Consider the following 26,257-nt stretch of genomic DNA (forward strand, 5'->3'; position numbering starts at 1 on the left):
AGATCCAATGCTGAAACAGTCACTTGTTCTTGCTGCGGCCGCCATCGCCCTTGCGGGCTGCTACACCATGCCCGAGGACCGCGCCGGTGCCTGGCCGCGTGCCGAGGTCCGCCAGGAGACGGCGCGCATGGATCTCCAGGTCAGCGCCGAAGAGGGCGGGATCGCCTGGGCGCAGATGGGGACGTTTTCCCAATTCGTCAATTTCTACAAATCCAATGGCCATGGTCCGTTCGTGCTGAGCTATCCGGACCGGTCGACCAATTCCCGGGTAACGGCCGCCGCGCTTCAGGAAGCGCGCGCCTTCCTCGACAGCCAGGGTATCGCGCCGCAACGCATCGCCGAAGGCGAGTACGATGCGCAGGGCCAGCCCAATGCGCCGCTGATCGTCAGCTTCATGCACTACGCCGCCGGCGTTCCCGAGGAATGCGCGCTGATGGAGTGGGAAAACGTGGCCATGGAAGTCGACAACCGCGCCCAGCCGCGTTTCGGCTGCTTCATGGCGGCGAACATGGCCGCGATGATCGGCGATCCCTACGACCTTGTCGGCCCGACCGAGACCGCGCCGCGCGATGCCGGCCGGATCGGTGTGCAGATGGACGCCTGGCGCGCTGGCGAGCGCACCGGTGCGACACGCGGTGATGACGAAAGCGGAACAGTTTCGACGGCGGTGGACTAAGCGGAAACGAAAACAACAATGGCCGAATCGCACGCATATGAAGATGACTTCCTGGACGGGGATGACGAATTCCTCGATCCCAGTGAAGTCGAACGCCGCATGTTGGGTACGCCGCAGGAACCGGCAATTGCCGAGGACGACGGCTATGGTGAAACCGCGTTCGAACCGCCCGCGCGCAAGCCGTTCGGAGCCAGTTCGGGCGGCCGTGAGGCCGACCCGGTCGAGGCGGATGAATTCGCCGACGCGTTTTCGGGCACTGCCGAGGCCGACGCCTGGGCCGAGACTCCGGCTCCGGCTGGCCAGTCCCAGCGCCGGTTTGATCCGAGTGATTACGAATTTGACGAGCCGGCCGCGCCTGCTCCGGTGGACGCCTATCTGGGCGAGGTCGATGGCGAAGCGCCCGAACAACCCATTCCCCGGATCACGATCGCTGCGTTCTGCGAGCGGCCCGAGACCGGTGCGCTGATCCACAACGCAGCCGGTGACCGCCGACTGGCGAAGGCCCATGTCGAGGTGGAGCTGGGCGGATTGCCTGCGGCCATCGAGCGATATCACGATGCCTCCACACCCAATCTCCTGATTGTCGAGACCGGCATGCGCGGGCAGGGCCTGTTCGATCAGCTCGAAGAGCTGGCCGGGGTCTGCGACGCCGAGACCAAGGTCATCATCGTTGGCGCGGCCAACGACATCTCGCTCTATCGCGAGCTGATGAAGCGGGGCGTGAGCGAGTATCTGGTGCCGCCGATGACGCCGCTGCACCTCATCCGGACGATATCGAACCTCTATCTCGATCCTGAACAACCCTTTGCGGGCAAGACGGTTGCCTTCGTCGGGGCCAAGGGCGGAGTAGGTGCCTCCACCGTGGCGCACAATACCGCCTGGTCGGTGTCGGAAAGCGCGCAATCCGATTGTGTTCTTGTCGATCTCGACCTGTCGTTCGGAACAGCAGGTCTTGATTTCAACCAGGACCCTGCCCAGACGCTGGGCGATGCGCTGTCCGAGCCCGACCGTCTGGACGATGCACTTTTGGACCGCCTTCTGGTGCGCTGCACCGAGCGGCTGACGCTGTTCTCCGCGCCCGCGACGCTCGACAAGGACTGGGATTTCTCCCCCGACGCCTACGAGATGGTGCTCGACAAGGTGCGCCGCCAGGCACCGTTCATTGCGCTCGACCTGCCGCATACCTGGTCTCCCTGGGTACGCTCGACGCTTCTGTCGGCGGACCAGGTCGTGGTCACGGTCGCGCCCGATCTTGCCTCTCTGCGCAATGCCAAGAATCTGTTCGACCTGGTGGCGTCTGCCCGTCCCAATGACGAACCACCGAAGGTCGTGGTCAACATGGCCGGTGTCCCGAAACGCCCCGAAATCCCGGTGAAGGATTTTGCCGAGGCATTGGGAACGCCGCCCGCGCTGGTCCTGCCGTTCGAGCCGCAACTCTTTGGCAAGGCAGCCAATAACGGTCAGATGATCGCCGAGGTCGACCCGAAATCGAAGGCGGCGGAAGGGTTTGGCTATCTCGCCTCACTTCTGTCGGGCCGGGTCGCCCCGGTGCGCAAGAAGTCCCTCGTTTCCAAACTGTTCGGGAGGTAGGAGCCGGGCATGTTCGGTAAACGCGATGGAGTCACGGTTCCCAAGCCGGCAACGCTGACCGAACCGGTTCAGCGCGCAGAACCGGCCCAACCGCGTCCGGCTGCGCCGTCTGCGCAGAAGCCAGCGGCGAAGCCCGAGGCGAAATCAGCTGCTCCGGCTGCGCCGCAAAGCGCACCCAAGGCTCCGAAACTGCGTGAGAAAGCCCCGGTAAAACCCGCAGCCACGCCTGCGGCGAGCGGGCGCAGCGAACAGTACTACGCGATCAAGACGACGATCTTCAACGCGCTGATCGACACGATCGATCTGGGGGCGCTGTCGCGTCTGGACACCGAAACCGCGGCCGAAGAAATCCGCGACATCGTCACCGAGATCATCTCGATCAAGAATGTCGCCATGTCCATCGCCGAGCAGGAACAGCTGCTCCAGGACATCTGCAACGACGTTCTCGGCTATGGCCCGCTGGAACCTTTGCTGGCCCGCGACGACATCGCCGACATCATGGTCAATGGTGCAGGCGACGTCTTCATCGAAGTCGGCGGCAAGGTCGAGAAGACCAATATCCGTTTCCGCGACAACGGCCAGCTGATGAATATCTGTCAGCGCATTGTCAGCCAGGTTGGCCGCCGGGTCGACGAGGCCAGCCCGATCTGCGACGCCCGTCTGGCGGACGGGTCCCGGGTCAACGTCATCGCGCCGCCGCTGGCACTCGATGGGCCGACCCTGACCATCCGGAAGTTCAAGAAAGATAAGTTGACGATGAACGATCTCGTCAACTTCGGCTCGATCACGCCAGAGGGCGGGCGCGTGCTCGCCGTCATCGGTGCGTCGCGGTGTAACGTCCTCATCTCCGGCGGTACCGGTTCGGGTAAAACGACGCTCCTGAACTGCATGACCGGCTTCATCGAGGAAGACGAACGGATCATCACTTGCGAGGACGCGGCGGAACTCCAGCTGCAGCAGCCGCACGTCGTCCGTCTGGAAACACGCCCGCCGAACCTGGAAGGCACGGGCGAGATCACCATGCGCGATCTCGTGAAGAACTGCCTTCGGATGCGTCCCGAACGCATCATCGTCGGCGAGGTGCGTGGACCCGAGGCCTTCGACCTGCTTCAGGCGATGAATACCGGCCATGACGGTTCGATGGGCACGCTGCACGCCAACAGCCCGCGCGAAGCGCTCTCGCGGATTGAATCCATGATCACGATGGGTGGCTACAACCTGCCCTCAAAGACGATCCGCGAGATGATCGCGGGCTCGATCGATGTCGTGGTGCAGGCCGCGCGCATGCGCGACGGTACCCGCAAGATTACGCATATCAGCGAAGTGGTCGGTATGGAGGGTGACGTCATCGTCACCCAGGACCTGATGCTCTACGAAATCGACGGCGAGGACGCTCAAGGCAAGATCACCGGCAAGCACGTCTCAACCGGCATTGCCCGTCCGAAATTCTGGGATCGTGCGCGCTATTACGGCCTTGAACGCGAGCTGGCCAATGCCCTCGACGCTGCGGAGGGCTGACCGCCATGGACGGGAATATCAGCCTCATTGCCGCTGCACTCGCCGCCTTTATTGCGGTTGCTGGTGTCGGCTGGGTCGCAGCCGGTGCCATGGGCGACGGCCGCAAGGCGAACCGGCGCAAGGCCATCGCGGTCGGCGATCCGCTGGCGCGCGGCAAGCGCCAGGCTTCGGCGCTTGACCAAAGTGCGCAGCGCCGCCGCCAGGTCCAGGAATCGCTCAAGGACATCGAGGAACGCCAGCGCAATGCGCGCAAGAAGGCGGTCACACTGAAAAGCCGGATCGAGCAGGCCGGCTTCAGTTTCAAGCCGACCGCGTTCTGGATCGGGTCGGGCGTCCTCGCGGTTGTCGCCTTTGCCGTCGCGATGATCACGGGTCAAAGCCTGCTGGTTTCGGCCGGGATCACGATTGCGGCCGGTCTGGGCGTGCCGCGCTGGTTCCTGGGCATGAAGGTCAGCGGCCGGCAGAAGAAATTCACCGCCGAATTTGCCAATGCGCTCGACATCATCGTGCGCGGCGTAAAGTCCGGCCTGCCGCTGAATGAATGCCTGAAAGTCATCGCGCGCGAGACTCCCGACCCTGTGGGGTCAGAATTTGCCAAGCTGGTGGAAGCCCAATCGGTCGGCGTGTCGCTGGAAGACGGCATCAAGAAGATGTGCGAGCGCATGCCGCTGCCCGAACTCAACTTCTTCGCTACCGTCTTGACCATCCAGCAGAAGACCGGTGGCAACCTCGCCGAAGCGCTGGCCAATCTCTCCGCCGTCCTGCGGGCCCGCAAGATGATGCGCGAGAAAATCAGCGCGCTGTCGTCCGAAGCCAAGGCGTCGGCCATGATCATTGGCGCGCTGCCACCGGGCGTTCTGGCCATCGTCTATTTCACGACCCCGTCCTACATGACCGCGATGTTCGTCGAGCCCAAGGGTCAGCTGATGCTGCTCGGCGGTGCCATGTGGATGGGCATCGGCATCCTGATGATGCGCGGCATGATCAACTTCAAACACTAGGGAGGCGGTGCGCGCACCATGGACAGCATCGCCGAACTGATCATCAACCCGCAATTCCTGTGGGCCGCCGTCGCGGCGCTGGCCGTGTTCGCGACCATCGTGACGCTGACCGCACCGTCCATGGGGGCGAACAAGCTCGACAAGCGTATCCAGTCCGTCCGCAACCGGCGCGAGGAATTGCGCCGGAAATCGCGGGAAGCGATGGAGCAGGCGCACGGCTCGAAACTGCGCGCCAAGGAAAAGAAGGGCGTAATGAAGGGGGTGGTCGAAAGCCTGAACCTTCAGAAACTCTTTGAAGATCCCGAGCTGAAGGACAAGCTGACCCAGGCCGGTTTCCGGGGAAACGGGCCGGTGACGACCTTCTACTTCTTCCGGTTGGCTGCGCCGATCCTGCTGCTGGCCGGGGCGAGCGCCTACCTGTTCTACGTCAATGATTTCGGCCTGCCGACAATCACCCGGGCCTGTGCGGCCCTGGGGCTGGGCATGCTCGGCTATTACGCGCCGAACCTGTATCTGAAAAACGCTGCGGCCAAGCGCCAGCAATCCATCATGACGGCTTTTCCAGATGCGCTCGACCTGATGCTGATCTGCGTGGAAGCGGGGATGTCGATAGAGGCGGCCTTCCAGAAAGTCTCCACTGAAATCGGGTCGCAGTCGATCGAGCTGGCCGAGGAATTGTCCCTGACGACCGCCGAGCTCTCCTATCTCCAGGACCGGCGTACGGCTTATGAGAATCTGGCGCGCCGGACCAATCATCCCGGTGTGAAGGCTGTCGCGACTGCGCTGATCCAGGCCGAGCGCTACGGTACCCCCCTGGGGCAGGCCTTGCGCGTCATGGCAAAGGAAAACCGCGACATGCGCCTCGCCAACGCTGAAAAGAAGGCTGCGGCCCTGCCGGCGAAACTGACCGTGCCGATGATCGTGTTTTTCCTGCCGGTACTGTTCGTTGTCATTCTCGGTCCGGCGATCATGCGTTACCAAAGCATGTGATACGGATTATATCCGTCAAACCTGCAGAAACCGGGTAAGCGATGATGTTGGGACGCAAGCGCGATGAGCGCCGCCGCGAGCAAGCCGAAATGGCTGGCCGTGCCGCCGATGAGGCGGTGGCCGCTCTTGCGCGCGACGATATCGACGCGGCCCGGAACGAGCTGACGGCAGCACCCAAGAAACTCGATTTCGCCGAGGTCGGCTGGAAAGTGGCCCTTGCCCAGGCGCTGATTGATCTCAAGGCTGGCAAGACCAAGGCCGGCGTGCAGGGGCTGGAGCGGATATGCGAGCGTCTCGACCAGACTGACCTTTCCAGGGACGACAAGGGCTATCTGCGCTTGTTCTGTCTCTACCGGGCAAGCGAGGCGACAAAGGATGGCAAGGCGCCGGCCTCCCTGCGCGCCCAGGTCGAGGATTTCCGCTTTGACCGTACGATGATCACGCCGTCGCTGATGCAGCGGTTTCCGCTCAAGAAGATCGAGGACAAGCCGGTCGCGGCACCGCCCAAGCCGAAAGGCGCGGGCGATGCGATTGATCTCTAGGGCAAGTGTGAGCGACTAGCGCGCGCCGTCATCGCCTCGGATCGCGTCCCAGCGCCGCTGGCTGGTCAGCATCGAGCGGACATAGGCGAGATTGGCTTCGGCAACCCGTGGCGACACGTCGACCCGCGCCATGGATTCGGCTTCCTCAAACCGGCCCTGCAGGGCAATCACCAGTGCCAGGTTTTGCCGCACGGTGGCGTCAGCACCGGGCCGGGCGATGGCTTCACGCAACAGGCGTTCGGCCTCTTCCGGCTCGCCGGCCATGGCGTGTGACAGGGCAAGGTTGGACAGGATGGACGCTTCACCCGGGGCCAGCGTCATCGCGGTGCGGAAGCGGGCGCGGGCCTGGTCGCGCATGTTCGCGGACTCGTAGGCGACGCCGAGCGCGTTCTGGATGCGCCAGTCATTGGGGCGCAGCGCATCGGCGCGCACCAGCGGCTCAATGGCGGCCGTGCCGCGGCCATCGGCCGTCAACGCTGCACCATAGGCGTAGAGAATATCCGGATCGGCGGGGAACAGCGCCATGGACTGGCGTGCGGTTTCAGCAGCCTGGCGCGCACTGCCGAGGCGGCGCAGCACCGTGGACAGTTCCAGCGCGGCCTCGCGGTCGGCGGGGTTGAGTTCATGGGCCTCGGCCCAGAATGCGGCCTGGGTCAGAAGGTCCTGGGTCCGGATGGCCTGGCGTTCGGCCTGGGTTGCCGGGACGATGGTGGCCCGCGCGGTCAGGTCGGCGGCCATTTCCTCCTCGGCCGCCGTGCGCGAGGTGGCACAACCGGTCACCAACAGGGCCAGGGCCGGGGCGGCGAGAAGCAGGGTTCTGGAATAGCTGCGGCGCATGACAAAGTCCTCCGCGATTCGCATCGCACGGCTTGATCCTCTCGCCGGGCCGTCAAGAATGCCTTAACAACTGGTTCAAACCAGTCATCTCGATGAACAGGGAGTTGCCGCGTGGCCCAGACTTTTGCCGAGTCCGCCCAATCCGCTCGCACATTGCTCACCGTCCGTGCAGACAGTCGCGATGCGGATCTGTCGTCTCTGACCGAAGCGGCCCGGGCGTTCGTCTCGCGCACCGGATTCAAGGGCGGGGCTGGGGAGATGCTGGTCCTGCCCGAGGGAAGTGGCGTGGACGCGATCATTGGTTTGGGCAAGGGCGAAGACCCGCTCGCCTTTGGTTCTGCGCCCTACTATCTCGAGGCCTGCGACTGGCAGATTACCGGCCTGCCCGCCACGCTCGATCCGACCCAGGTCATGGTCGCGTGGGCAATGGGGGCGTACAAGTTCGATCGTTACAAGGCGGCCCCGCGGGCACCGGCACGCCTGGCCGCACCGGAAGGTGCGGACATTGCCGAGGCTGCACGCCTCGCCCGATCGATCCGGCTGGCCCGCGACATGGTCAACACGCCGGCCGAGGACATGGGGCCGGACGGCATACAGACGACCGTCGAAGCCGTGGCCGACGAGTTCGGTGCGACCGTTCGCGTGACCAAGGGCGACCAGCTTCTGAAGGACAATTACCCGATGATCCACGCGGTCGGGCGGGCCGCGGAACAGGAGCCCCGCCTGATCGAGATGGAATGGGGCGACGAGGCCCATCCGCGCGTCGCGCTGATCGGCAAGGGCGTGGCATTCGACAGCGGCGGGCTCGACATCAAGCCGGCCGCAGGGATGCGCCTGATGAAGAAGGACATGGGCGGTGCGGCCAATGCGCTGGCGCTGGCCCGGCTGATCATGGACGCGAAACTGCCCGTGCGCCTGCACCTGCTGATCTCGGCGGTCGAGAACGCGATTTCCGGCAACGCCTTCCGCCCCGGCGACATCCTCGATTCACGCGCCGGCCTGACGGTGGAGATCGACAATACCGACGCTGAAGGCCGCCTCGTTCTGGGTGATGCGCTCGCGCGTGCCACGGAGGAAGACGTCGATCTCGTGCTCGACTTTGCGACACTGACCGGCGCGGCGCGGATCGCGCTGGGACCGGAGCTCGCACCCTTCTATACCGACGACGAATCCCTGGCCGAGGCTATCAACCAAGGGGCAGTCGCGGCGCACGACCCGGTCTGGCGCATGCCGCTGTGGGACGGGTATGACGCCCAGCTCGACGGGACGATCTCGGATCTGAAGAATACGGGCGACGGTCCCTTCGCCGGGTCGGTGACGGCCGCGCTCTTCCTGCGCCGTTTCGTGAAGGGCAAGCGCTGGGCGCATTTCGATATTTTCGCCTGGAATCCCAAGGACAAGCCCGGTCGTCCGATGGGCGGCGAAATGCTGGGATCCCGCGCTGCCTGGTCGGCCCTCAAATCCCTCTATGGCAAGGGTTGAGGCCATGGGTGTGCATCAGGTCATCACCGGCGTGGCGGCGCTGCGGCGCGAACCGCGTGCCGATGGCCCGCTCGATACCCAGCTTCTGTTCGGCGAGACGTTTGTCGTCGATGAGGCGCGCCGCGGGTGGCTGCATGGCCGCGCCGAAATGGACGGGTATGAGGGCTGGGTCGCAGACACCGACCTGACCCCGGACGTCAGTCCCGCCAGTCATCGCGTCCGGGCCTTGCGCACCTATGTCTATTCCAGACCCGACCTGAAATCGGAACCGGTCCACCTGATCTCGATGAATGCCCGCGTCGAAGCCGGCGAACGCGACGGAAACTATCTGCAGGTCCAGGGCGGGGGTTGGGTGCATCAGCGCCATCTCGCGGCGCTGAATGCCTTCGAACCGGATTTCGTGGCCGTGGCCGAGCGCTTTGCCGGCACGCCCTATCTGTGGGGCGGCCGGGACAGCCGGGGGCTGGATTGCTCAGGGCTGGTACAAACCGCCTTCGCTGCGGCCGGCATGCCGGTGCCCCGCGATTCCGGTGACCAGGAAACGTTTTTCGCGGAACGCTGGGACAGGGTCGATCCGGCGTCACGCAAACAGCGCGGTGATCTCGTCTTCTGGCCGGGCCATGTCGGCATCATGGTTGATGAGACGGGCCTGCTTCATGCCAATGCCGGATACATGGAGACGATGGTCGAACCGATCGACGATGCGGTGGCCCGCATCATGCCGGGCGAAGGTCCGGTGCGAACCCTGGTTCGCCGGACCTTGCCCTAGCCGTCTCGATTTCGCTTATTCCTCGCCGTCGCCTTCGGGGGCGGCGGTGGTTTCCGTTTCGGTCGGGTCGACCGCGGTCGGTTCGTCCTCGCTGTTCTCGATGACCGGCGTATCGCCGGCGTCAAGGACGGCATCATCGGTCGCCGTGGCTTCGCCGGTCGCGTCGTCCATGCCGGTGTCTTCCGTCGCGTCGCCCTCTTCGGTCACAGCGTCCTCTTCAGCCGGAAGCGGTTCGGGGAAGGCCGGCGCACCGGGCGTGATTTGGGCGAGATAGGCCAGGAGGTTGGCGCGGTCCTCGTCATTGCGGATACCGGCAAAGGACATCGCGGTTCCCGGCACTTCGGCGCGCGGATTGGCGATGAAATGGTCGAGGTTTTCATAGGTCCAGGCCTGACCGTAATCGGCCATGGCGGACGAATAGTTGAACCCGGCAACAGCAGCGGCCATGCGGCCGACAATTCCGTGAAGGTTGGGGCCCTGCATGGTGCCGCCCCCGGCTTCAAACGTGTGGCAGGACGTGCAGCGGCGCGCAACGCGCTCACCGGCAGACGCGTCGGCGCTGGCGAGCAGAAGGCCCAGGTCATAGACCTCTTCAACAATATCGCCGCCATTCTCGCCGCCCTGGATCGCGGCCAGGTCGACCGGATAGGAGAAGCTCTCCGTATCGGTTTCGGTATGGAACAGGATCTCGGTCACCCAGCCGATCAACAATACAGCCAGGACCAGCCCGATCACGGCACCCGCAACTTTATTCCAGAAGAGTTCGCCCATTACCGTCCCCAGGTGATGTCAGTCGATTGCGCGTGTATTTGGCACGCACACAGCATGCAGGCAACCGCGTAGCGCGCCTGCCCGTTTGACGGTTCACATAGCCTGCATCGCGCGCGCGCGTCCAGCGGCGAACCGTCGCGCCCCTGCTTGCCACATCGTGGCCTCATTTGCGCCCGGTTGCGGTCAAAACGCGTTGCGCGGCTGCATCAACAACAGTCGTCCGGCAGAAAAAGCAGGAACCTGTGAATGTTCCCCCTTGTTGCGGACCCAGGACACGCCCAGCTTGTCCCGCGACGAAGGGCAGAAGAACCCTTCGCCTGGTTGATTAACTTGTACACGGAAAGGGGCATTGTCATGCTTCGTACTCTCCTCACTGCTTCGGTCGCTGCGGCGGCTTTCACGGGTATCGCTGCCGCTGACGCGGGCGATTTCCGCTTCTCCGGCGGCTACACCTATGTCGATATCGAAGATCTCGAATTCGACGCGGTTTCGCTGCGCGGCGGCTATGACTTCACCGACTTCATCGGTGTCGAAGGTCAGCTCGACATCGGCTTGGGCGAAGAAACGGTCCGCGTTGGCGCGACGAATGTCGACGTCAGCCTCGACTACGCCTTCGGCGGTTATGTCGTGGGCCGTGCTCCGATTGCCGAGAACGCCAACCTGTTCGGCCGCATTGGCTACGTGACGGCGCAAGCCGACGCGTCGGCAGCCGGCGTGACCTTCTCGGACGATGACGACGGCTTCGCCTATGGCGTTGGCGGCGAGTGGTTCTTCGACGGCCGCAATGGCGTGCGCGTCGACTACACCCGCATCGACTTCGACAATGCGGACGCTGCTGACACGTTCGGCATCTCCTACGTCTACCGTTTCGGCGCGCGCTAAGCGCACCGGACGGATGTGACCGCCCTTCCGGGGCGGCCACACAAAGGATCAGGCCCCGTCATCATGGCGGGGTCTTTTCTTTTTGCGACGTCAGGATGCGGACTGGCTCCAGACTTCCAGGAGCCGCCGGGCGATCGCGATCTTCGGCGGCACATCCACGTCCGGATGCTCACCGGCCAGCATGGCGCGGGCTTCGTCCCGGGTGAACCAGCGCGCGGTTTCCAGCTCGGCCTCGTCGATGGTCAGTTCGGTCTGGATAGCCGGTGCGATCAGCCCGATCATCAACGAGGATGGAAACGGCCAGGGCTGGGACGCGACATAGCGCACGGCACCGGTATCGATGCGGACACCAGCTTCCTCGTGCAGTTCGCGGGCGCACGCTTCCTCGATCGTTTCACCGATCTCCATGAACCCGGCCAGCGCCGACCACATGCGCGGCGGCCAGGCCGCCTGCCGTCCGAGCAGGCAGCGATCGCCATCAGTGGCCAGCATGATCACGACCGGGTCGGTGCGGGGAAAATGCTCGGAATTGCACGGGTCGCAGATCCGCTTCTGCCCGCCTGCGGCCTGCCGGGTTGCCTCCCCGCACGCGGAACAATAGCGATGCCGCGCCCGCCACAGCAGGAGCGATCGCGCCTGCGCGAAGATCGCCGTTTCCGCCAGTTCCAGCCGCATTGCCGCTGCGCGCGGATCGGAAAAGCGGTTGTCGTCAAAGGGCTCGCCCTCGGCCGCGCAATCGGCTGCGAACAGGGGCAATTCATCCTGCAGGCCCAGAAATACGGGCTCGCCCTGCATTTCGAAGGCAGGGTCGGCCATGTCCAGACGGACCAGGCGGCCGTCCGGGGAAATCAGCGGCTCGCCATTCTTCAGGACGATGCGCCGGGCCTCCGGTGATTGCATCAGCCGGACGATCTCGGCGTCGTCACGGCGCAGGGCTTCGGCGCGGTCGAGGGGGGATCCGGAGAAGGCGAGCGGGGGAAATTGCCGTGTCATGGCCGGGCTCCTCGTCGTGACGATGACGGCTGTTCAGGGGATAGGCCCGCGACGGGGTCTTGCCAAGCGCGGTTGCGGACTGGCTCGCGACTTCGCACACTCGGGTGCGGAACAGGGGTGAGCAGACCAATGAAGCGCCTGATGGCTCTGATTTTTCTGTGCCTGACCGGAGGGACGACCTCCGGCCTTGCCCAGACGGGCACAGCGGAAGCCCCGGCCTGGACCGGTCCGCAGGCGGGCGACGCCCTCTATCAATTGACCAGCGCCGTGGCTGACGCGGGTGCCCACGGGCTCAACCCGTTCGACTATGCCCTGCTTGACCTGATTGCGCTGGATCCAAGGTACTCCGACCCCGATGCCGACCGGCTGGCGACCGATACCTATCTCTCCCTTGCGCGCGATCTCCTGCAGGGCCGCGTTGCCGTGGATGATCCGGTGCGCTGGCCGTTTGCCCCGCGCCAACGCGATCTGGATGCCTGGCTGATCGAGGCGCTGGAGACCGGGACGGTCGCAGACAGTCTCGACGCACTGGCCCCGCAAATGCCGGACTACCGGGTCTTGCAGACCGCCCTGCTGAACCTGGTACACGATGGTGCCGGGGGCACTCCCGTCCTGATCGGGCCGGGCGAGGCGCTGGAAGCCGGCATGTCCGGGGAGCGCGTGGATGCGTTGCGCGGGCGTCTGGAAACTCTCGGCTATCTCGCACCGCGGGAGTTCGGTGAGCCGGCTGACGCCACGCACTCGGCGGTCGTCTTCGACGACGCCATGACCGAAGCGGTGCAGGCGGTTCAGCGCGACGCCCATCTGGAAGCCGACGGAATCGCCGGCGAGGACACGATTGAGTGGCTCGATACGCCCGACGCGGTCCGCGTTGCGCAGTTAAGGGTCAATCTCGAGCGTCTGCGCTGGCTGCCGGACGATCTCGGCGCGCGTCATATCCGGGTCAATCTGCCGGATTTCCGGTTGCAGGTGTTCGAGGGCGGGGTCGCGGTGCGCAGCCATGACGTGATAGTCGGGCGGCGTTCGCGGGCCTCGCCGGTCCTGACTGCAACGCTCACCCACATTATCGCCAACCCGTGGTGGGAGACGCCCCATTCGCTGGCGGTGAGGGACGAACTCCCTCTGTTCCGGCGCGATCCGGGTGCGGTTCAACGCCTCGGCTTTCAGGTCATCGACCGGGCCACTGGCGATGTGGTCGATGCGAGCGGCATCGACTGGGCAGCGGTCAGCGCATCCGACTTTCCCTACCGGCTGCGTCAGGCTCCGGGCCCTTTGAATGCGCTGGGGCAGGTCAAGCTGATCTTCCCCAATCCGCACAACACCTATCTGCACGACACGCCGTCGCGCGCCCTGTTCGAGCGGCCCGAACGCGCCTTCTCGTCGGGATGCGTCCGGGTCCGCGATCCCGTTGCCCTGGCGCAATGGGCGAGCGAGGTCGGAGGAGGTCTGGACGCGGCGGGCGTGCGGGCCGCCATCGATAGCGGGCGGGAAACCCGGATCGATATCGCAACGCCGGTCCGGGTCCATTTTCTCTATCTCACGGCATTTGCCGGAGAGGGTGGCCGCGCCGTCTTCGTACCGGATCTCTATGGGCGTGATGCGGCCGTCCTGGCTGCACTGGATGCCGCGAACGACCGTGTCATACCGGCGATTGTCGAGCCCGAAACAAGCATCGGTTGCCCGGCCCTGCCCTGACGGGCGCTGTTCGGTGTGGCGATCTGTCCCGCATCTGATCATTGCGATTGAGAATGAATCGCATATTGTGTCCGACTCATTCGGGAGAGGAGCAAGCGAGACATGTTGGCGTCCATGGCAATGACAGGCTGCGAGGATCGGTCCGTCCAGACAGGTCCGGCTGATCTGGCCGCGCGGGACTGGCTGGAAACGCAAGTGCGCGTGGTCGGATACTGGCGCGACCTGCTGGTGGAGAGTGGCGGGGACGGTTCGCTGATCGCCGCGCTCGACGAACATGCGGCCTTCCTGCAGGCCGCTGTCATGGGCCGGGTCTGAGGTTGCGCGACAGACAGGCGCGGAAGCGCTAGACTGCCTCTTCAATGCCGGATCGACCGGGGGAGGGGACGATGCGCGCCATGCTGATTGGACTGCTGGTCCTCGTACTTCTCGTGCTAGGGCGGTTCGGCGCGGTGGTCATTCCGGCATCGGGCATGATGGCGGATCTCGAACCGCGCCTCACAGACCAATGCGAGCGTCTCGACATCGCCCCTGGAACCGAGGATGTGACCATCGATCCGGTATCCGGTCTCGCCTTTGTCTCCACCGACGACCGGCGCACGGGGGAGCGCGGAGCAATCTACTCCTTCGATCCTGAAGACCCGGCCATCCTGCGCGAAGTTTCGGGCGCGATGCCGGACGAATTTCATCCCCATGGTATCAGCCTGTGGACGGGCCGGACCGGCGCGCAACGCCTGTTCGTTGTGAATCATACCGGGGATGGCCGTCACGCGATCGAGATTTTCGATGTCGGCGATGAGGGCAGGCTCACGCATGCCGAGACTGTACGGCATTCGGCGCTGATCTCTCCCAATGACGTGCTGGCCGTTGGCCCGCGTCAGTTCTACGCAACCAATGACCGGCGCTACACGGACGGGCTGATGGGCTCGCTGGAGGCCTATTTCGCCCTGCCGCTGGCTAGCGTCTCCTATTACGACGGCGAGACCGGGCGTATCGCCGCAGAGCGGCTGGCCTACGCCAACGGCATCAATATGTCGGCGGACGGGCGGACCGTCTATGTCGCGGAAATCCTGGGACGGGGCGTACGGGTTTACCGGCGCGATCCGGCGACGGGCGATCTCGAGCGGCTGCGCGATATCTCCGTCCCGACCGCGCCGGACAATATCGAGATTGCCGAGGACGGTGCGTTGTGGATTGGCGGTCATCCGCGCGTGTTCGACTTTGTCGCGCATGCCGACGACGTTGCTCAAACCGCGCCGTCCCACGTGATCCGGGTCGACCCGGATACCGGTGAGGTGGAGACGGTGCTGATGGACACGGAAGGCCGGATCAATGCCTCCAGCGTCGCGGCCGTGACGGGCAACACGCTGATCGTGGGCGCGGTGTTCGATGGCCACGTCCTGATCTGCCCGCTCGACGGGAGCGACAGCTAGGGCAGGTTGCGCCGGCGCGCCTCGGCCCGTGGTGAAAAACGCGTGATGAAGTCCGGTCCGTCCAGGGCCGTGCGGGCCCCGGCATTTCCATTCAGCCAGGCTTCGAAGAAGAGCGTGGTCGCCGCTGCGACGTCGGCTTGGATGGCTGGATAAATTTCCGGTGTGGGCTGGCCGGGCCGAGTCCGGCCGCCAAATACCGAGTGATCGCCGCCGTCGAAGATCAGCAGGTATTGCGGAGCCGGCCCCATCGATTCGAAGGCTTCCAGCCGGTCTTCGGGTGTGGCGTCACCGTCCATGGGACTGGAATCCTCCGTGCCGGTCAGGTGCAGGACCGGTTCGGCGATTCCCTCATAGACGGCACCGCCGCGTGTGCGCCGGTTGCCGGGCGGAGGCGAGAGGGCCGCTCCGGCGATGAGACGCGGATCATCGAGCTCGAGGCGCGCGATCGCGCCATAGTCGCGCCCGAGAGCGGCCATCACCGTGTGGGCTCCATAGGAATGACCGGCGATGCCCATCCGGGCCGGGTCCGCAGGCAGGTCACCGGACTCCGCCAGTGCCTCTATCCGGTCGAGTACGAAGGGGATATCCTCGAACCGGTTGCGGGCCGCGCGGGGGCTTCGCGCGGCCCGCCTCAGCGCCGTCATGACTTCGGTCCGGGGGAGACCCTGCCAGACGGACTGATCGGTTCCGGGGTGCTGGACGAAAACGCCGACAAAACCCCAACTTGCCCAATGACGGCCCAGATAGGGCGCGGCATCGCGGCTACCGCCCAGACCGTGGGAAAAGACAATCACCGGGAAGGGACCGTCGCCCGCCGGGCGGTAGATCGTGACCGGCACGTCCCGACCACGAGCCGCGTCGGTCCAGATGTCCTGTTCAATCGCAATGTCGAATGGCCCGGGCGCGTCCCGGCTGGAAGCTCCGGTCTGGGCCAGCGCTGTGGCACCTGCGAAGAGGACAAGCAGCAGGGCAGACATGAGGCGCATGACCATCTCCGTCGCGGCGCGTTGCAGACTTGAACGGCCGGGCCTGCCCGATTCCGTCGCTGCAGAAACGGAACTTCGCCGGTCGGGGTCACGTTTGTCAGGCAGAACCCGCCAAACCGGAGACCGCTGCCACCATGACGCGCCGCGCCGCCAAACCCCTGTTGATCGCGGCCGCCATTTTGGCCGGGGTGTCGGTGCTGACGCTGATCACGCTGTTCGCAGTGGCGATTTACCTGTCCGATCCGGAGCGCGCGACACCGTTTATTCGCGCTCAGATCGACCAGCGAACCGAAAGTGCTGTCACGCTCGAGGCCGGCTGGATCAGTCCGGGATGGCGGCCGGTCCTGCATTTACGCAATCTGGAACTCGAGGAGCGCGGCCGGGCCGAGGTGCTCGATGCGCAACTCAACCCGGTTGGATGGATGTTCGGGTCGCGCATTGTTCCAGCCGTTCACATCACCAATGCCGCCTGGACCATACGGCGCGGCACCGGTGGCCGGGGTGTGCCCTCCATCCTCACCCATGTTGCCCGCGCGGACCTCACACAGGTCCGGCTCGACGTCATCCACCCCAGCCGGCCCGCCTCGGTCGTGGTGATCGAACAGGCCGAGGGTGATTTGCGGTCCGGCGACTTCACGCTCTGGGCCACCGGCGGCCAGGCGCGGATAACCGTGACCGGCCAGGCAGACGGTTTGTCGCTCGCCGGGTTCGACGGAGAGCTGGAACTAGCAGGTGAAAACTTCGCTGATTTTGCCGATCTGATGGGGTTGGCGGCGGCCGATACGCCGCCCTACGCGCTGACCGGACGGCTTTTGCGGGACGGGGAGGTCTGGCGGCTCGATCCCTTCGACGGCACGGTCGGCGACTCCGACCTGGCCGGCTGGATGGAAGCCGATTTTTCCGCCGAGCGCCCGATGCTGCGCGCGGACCTGGTCTCGCAAAGCCTCGATTTCGATGATCTCGGCGTCATCATCGGCGCGCCGTCTGATGTCGCCTCGGGTACGGAAAATGACCGTCAGGCAGACGCCAATGCCGCCTATGCGGCCAGTGCGCGCCTGATACCGGACGCCAAGCTCGACTTTGACCGGATTCGGGCTGCCGATGCGGAAGTCCGCTTCCGTGCCGAGAGCGTGCAGGCCGGGCCGTTGCCGCTGGATGAGCTCGCGTTCAGCCTGACACTGGACCGGTCGGTTCTCACGCTCGACCCGGTCATTTTCCGGACGCCACTCGGCGGGCGGCTGCGCGCGACCCTGCAGATCGATGCGACACGCGACCCGGTAGAAAGCCATCTCGAAGGCATGCTGGAGAATTTCGACATGCGCGACATTGCCGGCGGCGCGCTGGCGCGCGGGCGGCTGGCGAGCCGCTTTGACCTCCGGCTCCGCAGTTCCTCGCTGCGGGCCGCCTTCCGCCTGTCGAATGGCGAGATCATCCTGACGACGTCTGCGGACAGCCAGTTGCGCCATCTCGCGGTGGAAGGGTCCGCGCTCGATCTCGGCGAAGTCCTGTTGCTCATCTTCACCGAAGAAGCGGACGATCCCGATTTCATTCCGATCAACTGCGCGGTTGCGCGGATCAGCGTGGAGGAGGGGATTGCCCGCGCAGACCCGATCCTCCTCGACACGCCGGACAGTCTCATCCGGATGAACGGGACGATCTCGCTGCATGACGAGATTATCGATCTCGGCGTGGAAACCGATGCCAAGGATGTGTCCTGGGGCAATCTCCTGGGCGGGGTCCAGATCGGGGGGACGCTGCGCGACCCGGCGGTCAATATCAACGCGACGGCGAGCCTGTTGCAGGGCGGGGTCGCCGCCCTTCTGTCGGGCGTGGCGGGGCCCCTCGGGGCGATTCCCTTTGCCGATCTGGGTGTGGGCGAAAATGCGCCCTGTCAAAGCCTGGCGGGACCCGGCGAAGGTCCGAGCGAAGGCGGCTGATCACTCGACCGGGCGTTCGGGATCGAGCAGGTCCTGCTCGCCGGTTTCGGCGCGTTCCTCGGCGACTTTCTTCTCGATGTGATTGTCCGGGCTGACATCCAGATTGGCCGCGTCGAGCCCGGCTGGCTCGCTATCGGTTTTCAGCGGTCTGACAGGTCCTGACCCGGTCTTCATGCTGGACGAGCCGGACGAGGTGACTTCAAGAGAGGCGTCCTGTCCCACGGCAATCGGGGCCTGATCAAAGCGCAGGCGGTAGATCGGCTCGGGCAGGGTGAAGCCATGCTCTTCGATCACCGTTTTGGCAGCGCGGATGGCGAGGCTTCGTGCCTTGGCGAAATCGGTGTCGCGCTGGTTCACCCAGGCCATGAAACACAGGACGATGTTGGAATCGCCGACTTCCTCGATGATCGCGACGGGTTCGGGGTCGGCAAGCACGAAATCGAGGGCGCGGATGGCATCCAGCCCGACTTTCATCGCCTCGACCGGATCATCCTCGGCGTCGACGCCCAGCTTGAATTCGAAGCGCCGTTCGGGATTGCGGGTGTAATTCAGGATCACGCCTTTGAAGACGTCCGAATTCGGGATGCGGAGATGATTGCCGTCGAGCGTCATCAGGACGGTGGCGCGCGAGGTCAGACGGATCACCACACCCTCATGATCGTTGATTTTCACCCGCTCATTGGCCCGGAAGGGCTGACGCAGGGAGAGCATGATCGAGGCGATGTAATTTTCGATCGTGTCGCGGACCGCAAAACCGATTGCAAGTCCGAGAAGGCCCGCCCCGCCGGCGAAAGTGCCCAGCAGCGCGGTGGCCCCAAGGATACTCAGCGCCATGATGACGGCCAGGAAGAGGGCGGCGACGCGAACAATCTGGGATATCAGTTCGGCGATGAAGGGGTTGGGTGTGAGCCGGTTCCACAGTCCCGACCATCCGGCCAGCAGCCAGCCGCCAACAGCGATAAACAGGAAGGTTCCGAGCGCCACAAGATAGACGGGCCAGGCGCGCAGGATGCGGTCAGTTCCGGCTTCGAGGTCATCGAAAATCTGGCCGACATTGTTTTCCACGGTGACGACGCGTTCGATGGACTCCTCCACCGTGACAACACCGGTCAGGCGCGACGCGAGCCGAACGGCGCGCTCCGCGGCGGCATCATTGGCGACCTCACCGGACAGCGTGACGACGCCCTCGCGGACCTCGACCGTGACGCCGGAGAGGGCCGGTATTTCGGAGAAAATGCCGCGTATGCGTTCCGCGATACCGGCATCGGCGGCGGGATCGCGCTCGGCCTCGATCTCCCGCGTCTCGAGCCCTTCGGGGTCGGTGTCCTGAGCGAAGACGGGCGTGCCAAGGATCAGCAGGGCGGCGAGAAAGAGAAGGCGCATCACAGCGGTCACGGGCGTTCGGGGTCCTGTCGAAACTGGGGCTGACGTGGCGCAAGGCTAGGCGGGCCAAGCCAAAACGCCAAGCCGGACCAAGGGTTCCTGATAAAACTTAGCCAATCGACGAAGTTTTTGCTTGCGCCGCCGGTCGATCTGTAGAAACTTAGCAATATGGCTAAGTATGATCCTGACCTCTCGCGCCTCTTCCATGCGCTGGCTGACCCGACGCGGCGGTCGATCCTGACGCGGCTCGCCGAGACGCCGGCCCCGGTGTCAGACCTTGCCGAACCGACGGGGCTGAAGCTGCCGACGGTGATGCGCCATCTGGCTGTCCTCGAGGAGAGCGGTCTGATCGCGACCACCAAGCAGGGGCGAATCCGCATTTGCGCGATTGTCCCCGAAGCCTTCGAGCCGGCCCGGACCTGGCTCGATGATCAGCGTGAGATCTGGGAAGGCCGGCTCGACCGGCTGGACGACTACGTGATGAAAATGATGAAGGACCGTCAAAAATGATGCCTGACCTCGACCCGAACACCGATCTGAGTTTCACCCGCACCCTGGCCGTTCCGCGGTCACTGGTCTGGGAGTGCTGGACCCGGCCCGAACACATCCCGCACTTCTTCGTCCCCGCGCCGCACACGGTGACGGCGGTCGACATCGATCTGCGCGTCGGCGGACGGTTCAATACCGTTTTCAATGTCGACGGCAACGAGATGGACAACAAGGGCGTCTATCTGGACGTCGTGGCAGAAGAAAAGCTGGTCTTTACCGACGCCTATACGGAAGGGTGGAAGCCCGCGCCCGAGCCGTTCATGACGGCGATCCTGTTGCTCGCGGACGCGGCAGGGGGCGGGACGACCTACACGGCGATTGCGCGCCACCGGAACCCCGATACCCGCAAGTCACATGAAGACATGGGCTTCCATGATGGCTGGGGCACGGTCGCAACCCAGCTGGAGGCCTATGCGAAGGGCCTGAAGAAATGAGCGACCGTATTGCCACGCTGACCTTTGAACGGGACATCGCCGCGCCGCCAGACGCTGTCTGGGCGGCGTGGACGGCTCCCGCCGCGCGGGCGATCTGGGCGTCACCCGCACCGTCCGTGACGGTGGAGTTTCTGGAAGCCGACACGCGGGTTGGCGGTCGGGAAATCTCACTCTGCAAAGTTGAAGGTCAGCCCGACATTCGCTGTGAAATCAGCTGGCTGGTGCTGGAGGCGCAAAAGCTCAGCGTGAATGCCGAAGTCATCTCCTGCGAAGGCAAAACCCAGTCAGTGTCCCTTGTCACGGCGACCGTCACCGGCGACGACGCGCGCAGCCGCCTCAGCGTGACCGTCCAGCTCTCGTCGCTCGCGGCGGACATGGAGGCCGGCTACCGCGAGGGCTTCAATGCTGGGCTCGACAATCTTGCCGGCGTGGCCGAGCGGACAATGATCCTGCAGCGGACAATCCGCGCTCCGCGCTCGGCAGTATGGGGCGCATGGGTCAATCCGGAAACCCTGCCGCAATGGTGGGGCCCCGACGGGTTTTCCTGCCGGACGTCGCGGATCGACCTGAAGAGTGGCGGGGAGTGGCTGTTCGACATGATCGGGCCCGATGGCACGGTCTTCCCGAACCATCACCGCTATCATGACATCAGGCCGGAAAGCCGGCTCGGCTACACGCTCTACGCAGGCGAGAACGGACCCAAACATGCCGATGCCTGGGCCAGTTTCGAGGAAGACGACGGCGCAACGCGCGTGACGCTGGGCATGGTGTTCGCCACCGTTTCCGAATTCGAAGAGGCGAAGGGCTTCGGCGCGATCGAACTTGGCCACCAGACGCTGGGCAAGCTGGACCGGTTCGTCACGGCGGAGTGAATCTGGCACCGACTGACTCCGCCGCCTTGCACATCGGGGCCGGAGCCGCGATATTCAGCCCCGGAAGGCTGGCGCGGACGGAGCCCTCGCCAACCCGGTCAGGTCCGGAAGGAAGCAGCCGTAACGAGTTTCGCTCCGGGTCGCTGTCCAGTCTTCCACTTTCACGCTCCCGGCGCTGCGATACACTGGCGAGGTCATGGACGATTCTCCCAACGATATGCCGGTTGATGCGGATGGCCCCGGACTGGGGCTGGATCTGCCTGAAGACGATGCCGGCTATCAGGTTCTGGCACGCAAATACCGCCCCGCCCGTTTCGAGGACCTGATCGGTCAGGAGGCCATGGTCCGCACGCTGACCAATGCGTTCGAGTCCGGGCGCATCGCCCATGCCTACATGCTCACCGGCGTGCGCGGGATCGGCAAGACGACGACCGCGCGCCTCATCGCCCGCGCCCTCAATTACGAGACGGACAGCGCTGACGCGCCGTCGATCACGCTCGACCCGTCCGGCGTGCATTGCGATGCCATCGCCCGCTCGGCCCATGTCGACGTGATGGAAATGGACGCCGCCTCGCGCACCGGTGTCGGCGATATCCGCGAAATCCTCGAAGGCGTGCGCTATGCGCCTGTGTCGGCCCGCTTCAAGGTCTACATCATCGACGAAGTCCACATGCTGTCCACGGCGGCGTTCAATGCGCTGTTGAAGACGCTCGAAGAGCCGCCGGCGCATGTGAAATTCATCTTCGCGACGACCGAAATCCGGAAAGTGCCGGTGACGGTGCTCTCGCGCTGCCAGCGGTTTGACCTGAAACGTATCGACCGCGACGTGCTGGCTGCCCATCTCGGGCGGATTGCCAAAAAGGAAAAGGCCGAGGTCGAGGCCGAAGGGCTCGCCCTTATTGCGCGCGCGGCCGAAGGCTCGGTGCGCGACGGCCTCTCCCTGCTCGATCAGGCCATCGTCCAGGGTGGCGAGGATGGCGGCGCGGTCACTGCGCTGCAGGTCCGCGACATGCTGGGCCTTGCCGACCGGGCGCGCGTGCTCGACCTGCTCGAAGCCGCGCTGGGGGCAGATTATGAGACTGCGCTCAAGGAACTCGATGGGCTTTACGATGCAGGGGCGGACCCGTCGGTGATCGCCCGCGATTGCCTGGATTACATCCACGCCGCGACGCGCCTGAAGGCCGCCGGTCCCAAAGCCGATCTCGGTGAACCGAAGGACGTGGTCGAACGCCTGCAGGCGATCTCGGAACGCTACACGCTCGCCCAGCTGACCCGGCTGTGGAAAATCCTGCTGACGGGCCTCGACGACATCCGCCTGTCGCCCGACCCGCTGACGGGTGCGGAAATGACGCTGTTGCGCCTCGGTTCGGCGGCCAATCTGCCTTCGCCGGAAGATGCCGCGCGGATGCTGGCCGGGCAGGGCAGTTCCGCGCCCCCAGCACCGGCGAAACCGGCCCCCGAGCCCGCACCGGAACCAACGCCGTCGGCGCAATCTTCGAACGAGATGCGGGAGGCGGAGGAGGATGGCCGCCCTTTCGCGGATGAGGATATCGCGTCTGAAGGCCCGTCCCAGGCCGAACCTTCACCGGGTCCGGAGACATTCGAGGCGCTGGTCGCGCTGATCGCCGAACGCCGGGATATTGCGCTCAAATCCGATGTCGAGCGCTATGTGCGTCTGGTCTCGTTCAAGCCCGGGCGGATCGTGTTCGAACCGGCCAAGGGCGCACCCGGCGACATCGCGCCGCGCCTGACGAAACGCCTGCTGGAATGGACGGGCGCAACCTGGGGCGCGCTGGCGACAACGGATTCACGCGGCGGGGAGACGATCGCCGAAAAACGCCGCCGTGAACATCGCGAGACGCTGGAAGCTGCCGCCCGCGAACCCGGTGTGGCCGAAGCGCTCTCGCTTTTCCCCGGCGCGGAAGTCGTCGAAGTACGCAATGCGGCGGACGAGGATGACATGACCAACCCCGACCAGACAGCGGAGCAACGCCGATGACCGATTTCATGAAGATCATGAAGCAGGCCAAGGAACTCCAGTCAAAAATGGGCGAGGCGCAGGCCCGCCTGGAGTCCGAGGAAGTGACCGGCGAATCCGGGGCTGGCCTCGTCACGGTGACGATGACGGCCAAGGGCGAAATGCGCCGCCTGTCGATCGACCCCAGCATTCTGGTGCCGAGCGAGGTGACGGTCGTGGAAGACCTGATCATCGCCGCGCACAATGATGCGCGCCGCCGCGCCGAAGACGTGCAGAAGAAAATCATGGCCGAGGCCGCGGGCGGCCTGCAATTGCCGCCGGGCATGCCCTCGCCTTTCGGCGGCTGATGCGGGAGTCTGGTCCGGTCTGATTCGCCTGCCGGGGAGGGCCGGAAGAATGAACGCGTCCATTGCCGGCCCCGAAATCGAACGGCTGATCCAGCTCCTGTCGAAACTGCCCGGCCTCGGGCCGCGCTCGGCGCGCCGGGCCGTCCTGCACCTCCTGAAGAAACGCGAGGCGCTGATGGGCCCGCTGGCTGAGGCGCTCGCCGATGCAGCAGAGAAGATTTCCACCTGTTCGACCTGTGGCAATGTCGACGTCACCGATCCGTGCGCGATCTGCGCCGCACCGCGCCGCGACCCGGCCTCGATCTGTGTGGTCGAGACCGTCGGCGATCTCTGGGCGCTGGAACGGGCGAATGCGTTTCGCGGCCGGTATCACGTTCTGGGCGGAACGCTGTCGGCACTCGACGGTGTTCGTCCGGAAGACCTCAACATGGCCGGGCTGTTCGAGCGCGCCTCAGCGCCGGAGGTGACCGAGATCGTTCTGGCGCTGAACGCCACGGTCGATGGTCAGACGACAGCGCATTATCTGGCCGATCGCCTTGCCGGAATTGATGTTCAGATTACCTCACTGGCACGAGGCGTTCCCGTGGGAGGCGAGCTTGACTATCTCGATGATGGCACATTGGCGGCGGCCTTTCGAAGCCGCCGGCCGACCTAGCGCGCCAATCACCATCTTGGGCTGGCCAGTATCTCATGTTAGGATTGCAATTGTGAAAGGTGCGGCAATGCGTTGCCGCAAATGGCGCCGTTGAATTCGGGACCGGAAAACGACGGAAAACTGGCGGAGAGCGTCTATCGCCCTCCGGACCACAGTGTCGTGTTTATCTTCTCGGTCAGCCTGTTCATCGCCTGCCTCATCGCCGGTGCGGTTCTGGCGGTCAAACCCATCGATGTCTCGGTCTTCGGAGCCAGCGTGCTGGTGCCGGTCGGCACGTTTGCCTTTGCCCTGACCTTCACCGCCACGGACGTGGTCAGTGAAGTCTGGGGACGGCGTTCGGCACTGACCCTGGTCTTTGTTGGTCTCGCCATTCGCTTTCTGGTTTTGCTGCTCTTCGTGATGGGCATGGCCGTTGATGACCGGGTGCCCTGGGTCAACCAGGCGTCGATCTGGAGCGATGAGAATGATCGCGCCTTTGAATTCGTCCTGTCAGGCGTGAACCGTGCCAATATCGCCGGCATGGCGGCGTTCGGTGTGTCAGCGGTCACCGACGTGTTGATCTACCACTTTTTCAAGACGCGGGATTTGGGGAAGAACCGGCTCTGGGTCCGTAACAATGTCTCCACCATCATCGCGCAGATCGTGAACTCGATGGTTTTCATCCTGGTCGCGTTCGGCGGTGCGGTGGCGTTGGCCAGCCTTGCCAGCCTGATCATCGGGCAGGTGTTGTTCAAGGCGGCGACGGCCATCCTCGATACGCCGCTCGTCTATCTCCTGCGCAATATCGCGACGCGCCGGAAATTGCTCGACTTTACCGGCTAGTTCGCCGCTTCCGGTTCAAGACGATAGAGCCCGCCTTCGGCCTCGTCTGTGAGGATGTAAAGATATCCATCCGGACCTTCGCGCACGTCGCGGATGCGCGCGCCGAGGTCTTCAAGGAGGACGGTTTCGCCGACGAGGCGTCCGTCTTCCAGATCCAGCCGGCGCAAGTCCTGACTGGCCAGTCCGCCAACAAACAGGTCACCGGCCCAGTCCGGAAAGGTCTGCCCGGAATGAAACGCCATGCCGGAGGGCGCGATGGAGGGCGTCCAGAACCAGTCCGGCCCGGTAAAGCCGTCGCCGTCCTCATGGTCAGGAATCTGCCCGCCCGAATAGCGATTGCCGTTTGACCGTTCCGGCCAGCCATAGTTGCCTCCTGGCGACAGCCGGTTGACTTCGTCGCCCCCCGCCGGGCCGTGTTCATTGAGCCAGATCTCGCCGGTTTCAGGATGGACGGTGAGGCCCTGTGGATTTCGGTGGCCGATTGTCCAGATGGCCGCATCGCCAGTTTCGGCAAAGGGATTTCCGGGGGCCGGATTGCCCTCATCGTCGAGACGCAGGACAGACCCCAGCTGGCTGGCCGGGTCCTGGGCCTCGTCGCGGCGGGAAAAGCCCTCGCCGACGGTCAGCAAAAGGAAACCATCCGGCGTGAACGCCATGCGCCCGCCAAAATGATGACGCCCCGACTTCAGCGGATCGACAGTGAAAATGCGCTCGACGTCTTCGAGCGTCGTATTGTCTGCGCTCAGCCGGGCGCGCGTGATCGCGGTCGCGTTGGCTCCGCGCGACCCGGCGGCATGGCCGAGATAGACAAGGCGGTTATCGGCGAAGTCCGGATGCAGGACCACGTCAAACAGGCCGGCCTGATCGCCGGCGAAGACTTCTGGAACATTCGCGACCGGGGTGTCGGCCAGTTCTCCTTCGGGATCAACGAGGCGCAGTCGCCCGGCGCGCTCGGTCACCAGCATGCCGCCCTCGGGCAGAAAGGCGAGGCTCCACGGGTGTTCGAGGCCCGTCGCTACCGGGACGGCGTCGACACCGTCTTCGGCCTGGGCCGTGCAGGCGGTCAGGGCGAAGGCGAAGATGGGGATCAGTCGGGACAGCACGCGCGGGTCTCCTCA

26 protein-coding genes and 1 other RNA gene are annotated in these 26,257 nt (G+C 64.8%); 21 read left to right on the forward strand and 6 right to left on the reverse strand.

The features are described from left to right. Nucleotides 1-7: 7 nt before the first annotated feature. The 6 genes from V0U35_RS03795 to V0U35_RS03820 are packed head-to-tail and all read left to right on the forward strand — an operon-like array spanning nt 8 to nt 6,317. The gene (locus V0U35_RS03795) at nt 8-676 is read left to right on the forward strand and encodes a CpaD family pilus assembly lipoprotein (RefSeq protein WP_330195325.1); all 669 of its coding nucleotides are present in this window, start codon (nt 8-10) and stop codon (nt 674-676) included. Nucleotides 677-694: 18 nt separating this feature from the next. After that, the gene (locus tag V0U35_RS03800) at nt 695-2,266 is read left to right on the forward strand and encodes a CpaE/TadZ family protein (protein ID WP_330195326.1); all 1,572 of its coding nucleotides are present in this window, start codon (nt 695-697) and stop codon (nt 2,264-2,266) included. Between the two features lie 9 nt (nt 2,267-2,275). Beyond that, the gene (locus V0U35_RS03805) at nt 2,276-3,784 is read left to right on the forward strand and encodes a TadA family conjugal transfer-associated ATPase (RefSeq protein ID WP_330195327.1); all 1,509 of its coding nucleotides are present in this window, start codon (nt 2,276-2,278) and stop codon (nt 3,782-3,784) included. Nucleotides 3,785-3,789: 5 nt separating this feature from the next. Beyond that, nucleotides 3,790-4,785, forward strand: a complete 996-nt coding sequence (locus tag V0U35_RS03810; protein ID WP_330195328.1) for a type II secretion system F family protein — start codon at nt 3,790-3,792, stop codon at nt 4,783-4,785. An 18-nt stretch (nt 4,786-4,803) separates the two neighbouring features. Beyond that, complete coding sequence (locus tag V0U35_RS03815; RefSeq protein WP_330195329.1) at nt 4,804-5,775, forward strand: type II secretion system F family protein; 972 nt, start codon at nt 4,804-4,806, stop codon at nt 5,773-5,775. Nucleotides 5,776-5,816: 41 nt separating this feature from the next. Beyond that, on the forward strand, nt 5,817-6,317 hold the full coding sequence (locus tag V0U35_RS03820; protein ID WP_330195330.1) for a hypothetical protein: 501 nt from the start codon (nt 5,817-5,819) through the stop codon (nt 6,315-6,317). A 15-nt stretch (nt 6,318-6,332) separates the two neighbouring features. Here the strand turns inward: V0U35_RS03820 and V0U35_RS03825 are convergent, their stop codons facing one another. Next, nucleotides 6,333-7,154, reverse strand: coding sequence for a tetratricopeptide repeat protein (locus tag V0U35_RS03825; RefSeq protein ID WP_330195331.1), 822 nt, complete (start codon nt 7,152-7,154; stop codon nt 6,333-6,335). Between the two features lie 111 nt (nt 7,155-7,265). Here V0U35_RS03825 and V0U35_RS03830 point away from each other — a divergent pair, with 111 nt between their 5' ends. Together V0U35_RS03830 and V0U35_RS03835 are read left to right on the forward strand one after the other, a co-directional pair. Then, on the forward strand, nt 7,266-8,636 hold the full coding sequence (locus V0U35_RS03830; RefSeq protein WP_330195332.1) for a leucyl aminopeptidase family protein: 1,371 nt from the start codon (nt 7,266-7,268) through the stop codon (nt 8,634-8,636). A 4-nt stretch (nt 8,637-8,640) separates the two neighbouring features. Next, on the forward strand, nt 8,641-9,405 hold the full coding sequence (locus V0U35_RS03835; protein ID WP_330195333.1) for a C40 family peptidase: 765 nt from the start codon (nt 8,641-8,643) through the stop codon (nt 9,403-9,405). 15 nt (nt 9,406-9,420) lie between these two features. On the opposite strand, the gene V0U35_RS03840 is transcribed toward V0U35_RS03835, so the two are convergent. Further along, the gene (locus V0U35_RS03840) at nt 9,421-10,176 is read right to left on the reverse strand and encodes a c-type cytochrome (RefSeq protein ID WP_330195334.1); all 756 of its coding nucleotides are present in this window, start codon (nt 10,174-10,176) and stop codon (nt 9,421-9,423) included. Nucleotides 10,177-10,530: 354 nt separating this feature from the next. Between V0U35_RS03840 and V0U35_RS03845 the strand changes: the two genes are divergently transcribed. Then, on the forward strand, nt 10,531-11,058 hold the full coding sequence (locus V0U35_RS03845; RefSeq protein WP_330195335.1) for a porin family protein: 528 nt from the start codon (nt 10,531-10,533) through the stop codon (nt 11,056-11,058). A gap of 90 nt (nt 11,059-11,148) precedes the next feature. Here the strand turns inward: V0U35_RS03845 and nudC are convergent, their stop codons facing one another. Then, nucleotides 11,149-12,051, reverse strand: coding sequence for an NAD(+) diphosphatase (gene nudC / locus V0U35_RS03850; protein ID WP_330195336.1), 903 nt, complete (start codon nt 12,049-12,051; stop codon nt 11,149-11,151). 141 nt (nt 12,052-12,192) lie between these two features. Between nudC and V0U35_RS03855 the strand changes: the two genes are divergently transcribed. The 3 genes from V0U35_RS03855 (at nt 12,193) to V0U35_RS03865 (ending at nt 15,176) form a co-directional block, all read left to right on the forward strand. Beyond that, nucleotides 12,193-13,746 carry a L,D-transpeptidase family protein gene (locus V0U35_RS03855; protein ID WP_330195337.1) on the forward strand — a complete coding sequence of 518 codons (1,554 nt, stop codon included), beginning with the start codon at nt 12,193-12,195 and terminating at the stop codon, nt 13,744-13,746. Nucleotides 13,747-13,848: 102 nt separating this feature from the next. After that, entirely contained in the window at nt 13,849-14,061 is a 213-nt protein-coding gene (locus tag V0U35_RS03860; RefSeq protein WP_330195338.1) for a hypothetical protein, read from the forward strand. A gap of 71 nt (nt 14,062-14,132) precedes the next feature. Further along, on the forward strand, nt 14,133-15,176 hold the full coding sequence (locus V0U35_RS03865) for a strictosidine synthase family protein (protein WP_330195339.1): 1,044 nt from the start codon (nt 14,133-14,135) through the stop codon (nt 15,174-15,176). On the opposite strand, the gene V0U35_RS03870 is transcribed toward V0U35_RS03865, so the two are convergent. Then, nucleotides 15,173-16,162: an alpha/beta hydrolase family protein gene (locus V0U35_RS03870; protein ID WP_330195340.1), complete on the reverse strand. Its 990-nt coding sequence runs from the start codon at nt 16,160-16,162 to the stop codon at nt 15,173-15,175. The two genes, V0U35_RS03865 and V0U35_RS03870, sit on opposite strands and share 4 nt — an antisense overlap. Nucleotides 16,163-16,296: 134 nt before the next feature. Here V0U35_RS03870 and V0U35_RS03875 point away from each other — a divergent pair, with 134 nt between their 5' ends. Then, on the forward strand, nt 16,297-18,099 hold the full coding sequence (locus tag V0U35_RS03875; RefSeq protein WP_330195341.1) for an AsmA family protein: 1,803 nt from the start codon (nt 16,297-16,299) through the stop codon (nt 18,097-18,099). Here the strand turns inward: V0U35_RS03875 and V0U35_RS03880 are convergent, their stop codons facing one another. After that, complete coding sequence (locus V0U35_RS03880; protein WP_330195342.1) at nt 18,100-19,494, reverse strand: mechanosensitive ion channel domain-containing protein; 1,395 nt, start codon at nt 19,492-19,494, stop codon at nt 18,100-18,102. 156 nt (nt 19,495-19,650) lie between these two features. Between V0U35_RS03880 and V0U35_RS03885 the strand changes: the two genes are divergently transcribed. The 8 genes from V0U35_RS03885 to V0U35_RS03920 all read left to right on the forward strand — a co-directional run bounded on the left by V0U35_RS03885 (nt 19,651) and on the right by V0U35_RS03920 (nt 25,139). Further along, complete coding sequence (locus V0U35_RS03885; protein WP_330195343.1) at nt 19,651-19,992, forward strand: ArsR/SmtB family transcription factor; 342 nt, start codon at nt 19,651-19,653, stop codon at nt 19,990-19,992. Continuing rightward, nucleotides 19,989-20,465: an SRPBCC family protein gene (locus V0U35_RS03890; protein WP_330195344.1), complete on the forward strand. Its 477-nt coding sequence runs from the start codon at nt 19,989-19,991 to the stop codon at nt 20,463-20,465. The genes V0U35_RS03885 and V0U35_RS03890 overlap by 4 nt, the downstream gene beginning before the upstream one ends. Then, nucleotides 20,462-21,337, forward strand: coding sequence for an SRPBCC domain-containing protein (locus V0U35_RS03895; RefSeq protein ID WP_330195345.1), 876 nt, complete (start codon nt 20,462-20,464; stop codon nt 21,335-21,337). The genes V0U35_RS03890 and V0U35_RS03895 overlap by 4 nt, the downstream gene beginning before the upstream one ends. 62 nt (nt 21,338-21,399) lie before the next feature. After that, an RNA gene (ffs, locus tag V0U35_RS03900) (signal recognition particle sRNA small type) lies at nt 21,400-21,497 on the forward strand. Nucleotides 21,498-21,533: 36 nt separating this feature from the next. After that, complete coding sequence (locus V0U35_RS03905; protein WP_330195346.1) at nt 21,534-23,336, forward strand: DNA polymerase III subunit gamma/tau; 1,803 nt, start codon at nt 21,534-21,536, stop codon at nt 23,334-23,336. Beyond that, nucleotides 23,333-23,662: a YbaB/EbfC family nucleoid-associated protein gene (locus V0U35_RS03910; RefSeq protein WP_330195347.1), complete on the forward strand. Its 330-nt coding sequence runs from the start codon at nt 23,333-23,335 to the stop codon at nt 23,660-23,662. Before V0U35_RS03905 ends, V0U35_RS03910 begins: the two co-directional genes overlap by 4 nt. A 49-nt stretch (nt 23,663-23,711) precedes the next feature. Then, nucleotides 23,712-24,317 carry a recombination mediator RecR gene (gene recR, locus V0U35_RS03915; RefSeq protein WP_330195348.1) on the forward strand — a complete coding sequence of 202 codons (606 nt, stop codon included), beginning with the start codon at nt 23,712-23,714 and terminating at the stop codon, nt 24,315-24,317. A gap of 81 nt (nt 24,318-24,398) precedes the next feature. Beyond that, nucleotides 24,399-25,139, forward strand: coding sequence for a queuosine precursor transporter (locus tag V0U35_RS03920; protein ID WP_330195349.1), 741 nt, complete (start codon nt 24,399-24,401; stop codon nt 25,137-25,139). Here V0U35_RS03920 and V0U35_RS03925 read toward each other — a convergent pair. Continuing rightward, on the reverse strand, nt 25,136-26,242 hold the full coding sequence (locus tag V0U35_RS03925; protein ID WP_330195350.1) for a PQQ-dependent sugar dehydrogenase: 1,107 nt from the start codon (nt 26,240-26,242) through the stop codon (nt 25,136-25,138). The genes V0U35_RS03920 and V0U35_RS03925 overlap by 4 nt on opposite strands. Nucleotides 26,243-26,257: the final 15 nt, after the last annotated feature.

Source organism: Hyphobacterium marinum (assembly GCF_036330325.1).
Taxonomy (GTDB): Bacteria; Pseudomonadota; Alphaproteobacteria; order Caulobacterales; family Maricaulaceae; genus Hyphobacterium; species Hyphobacterium marinum.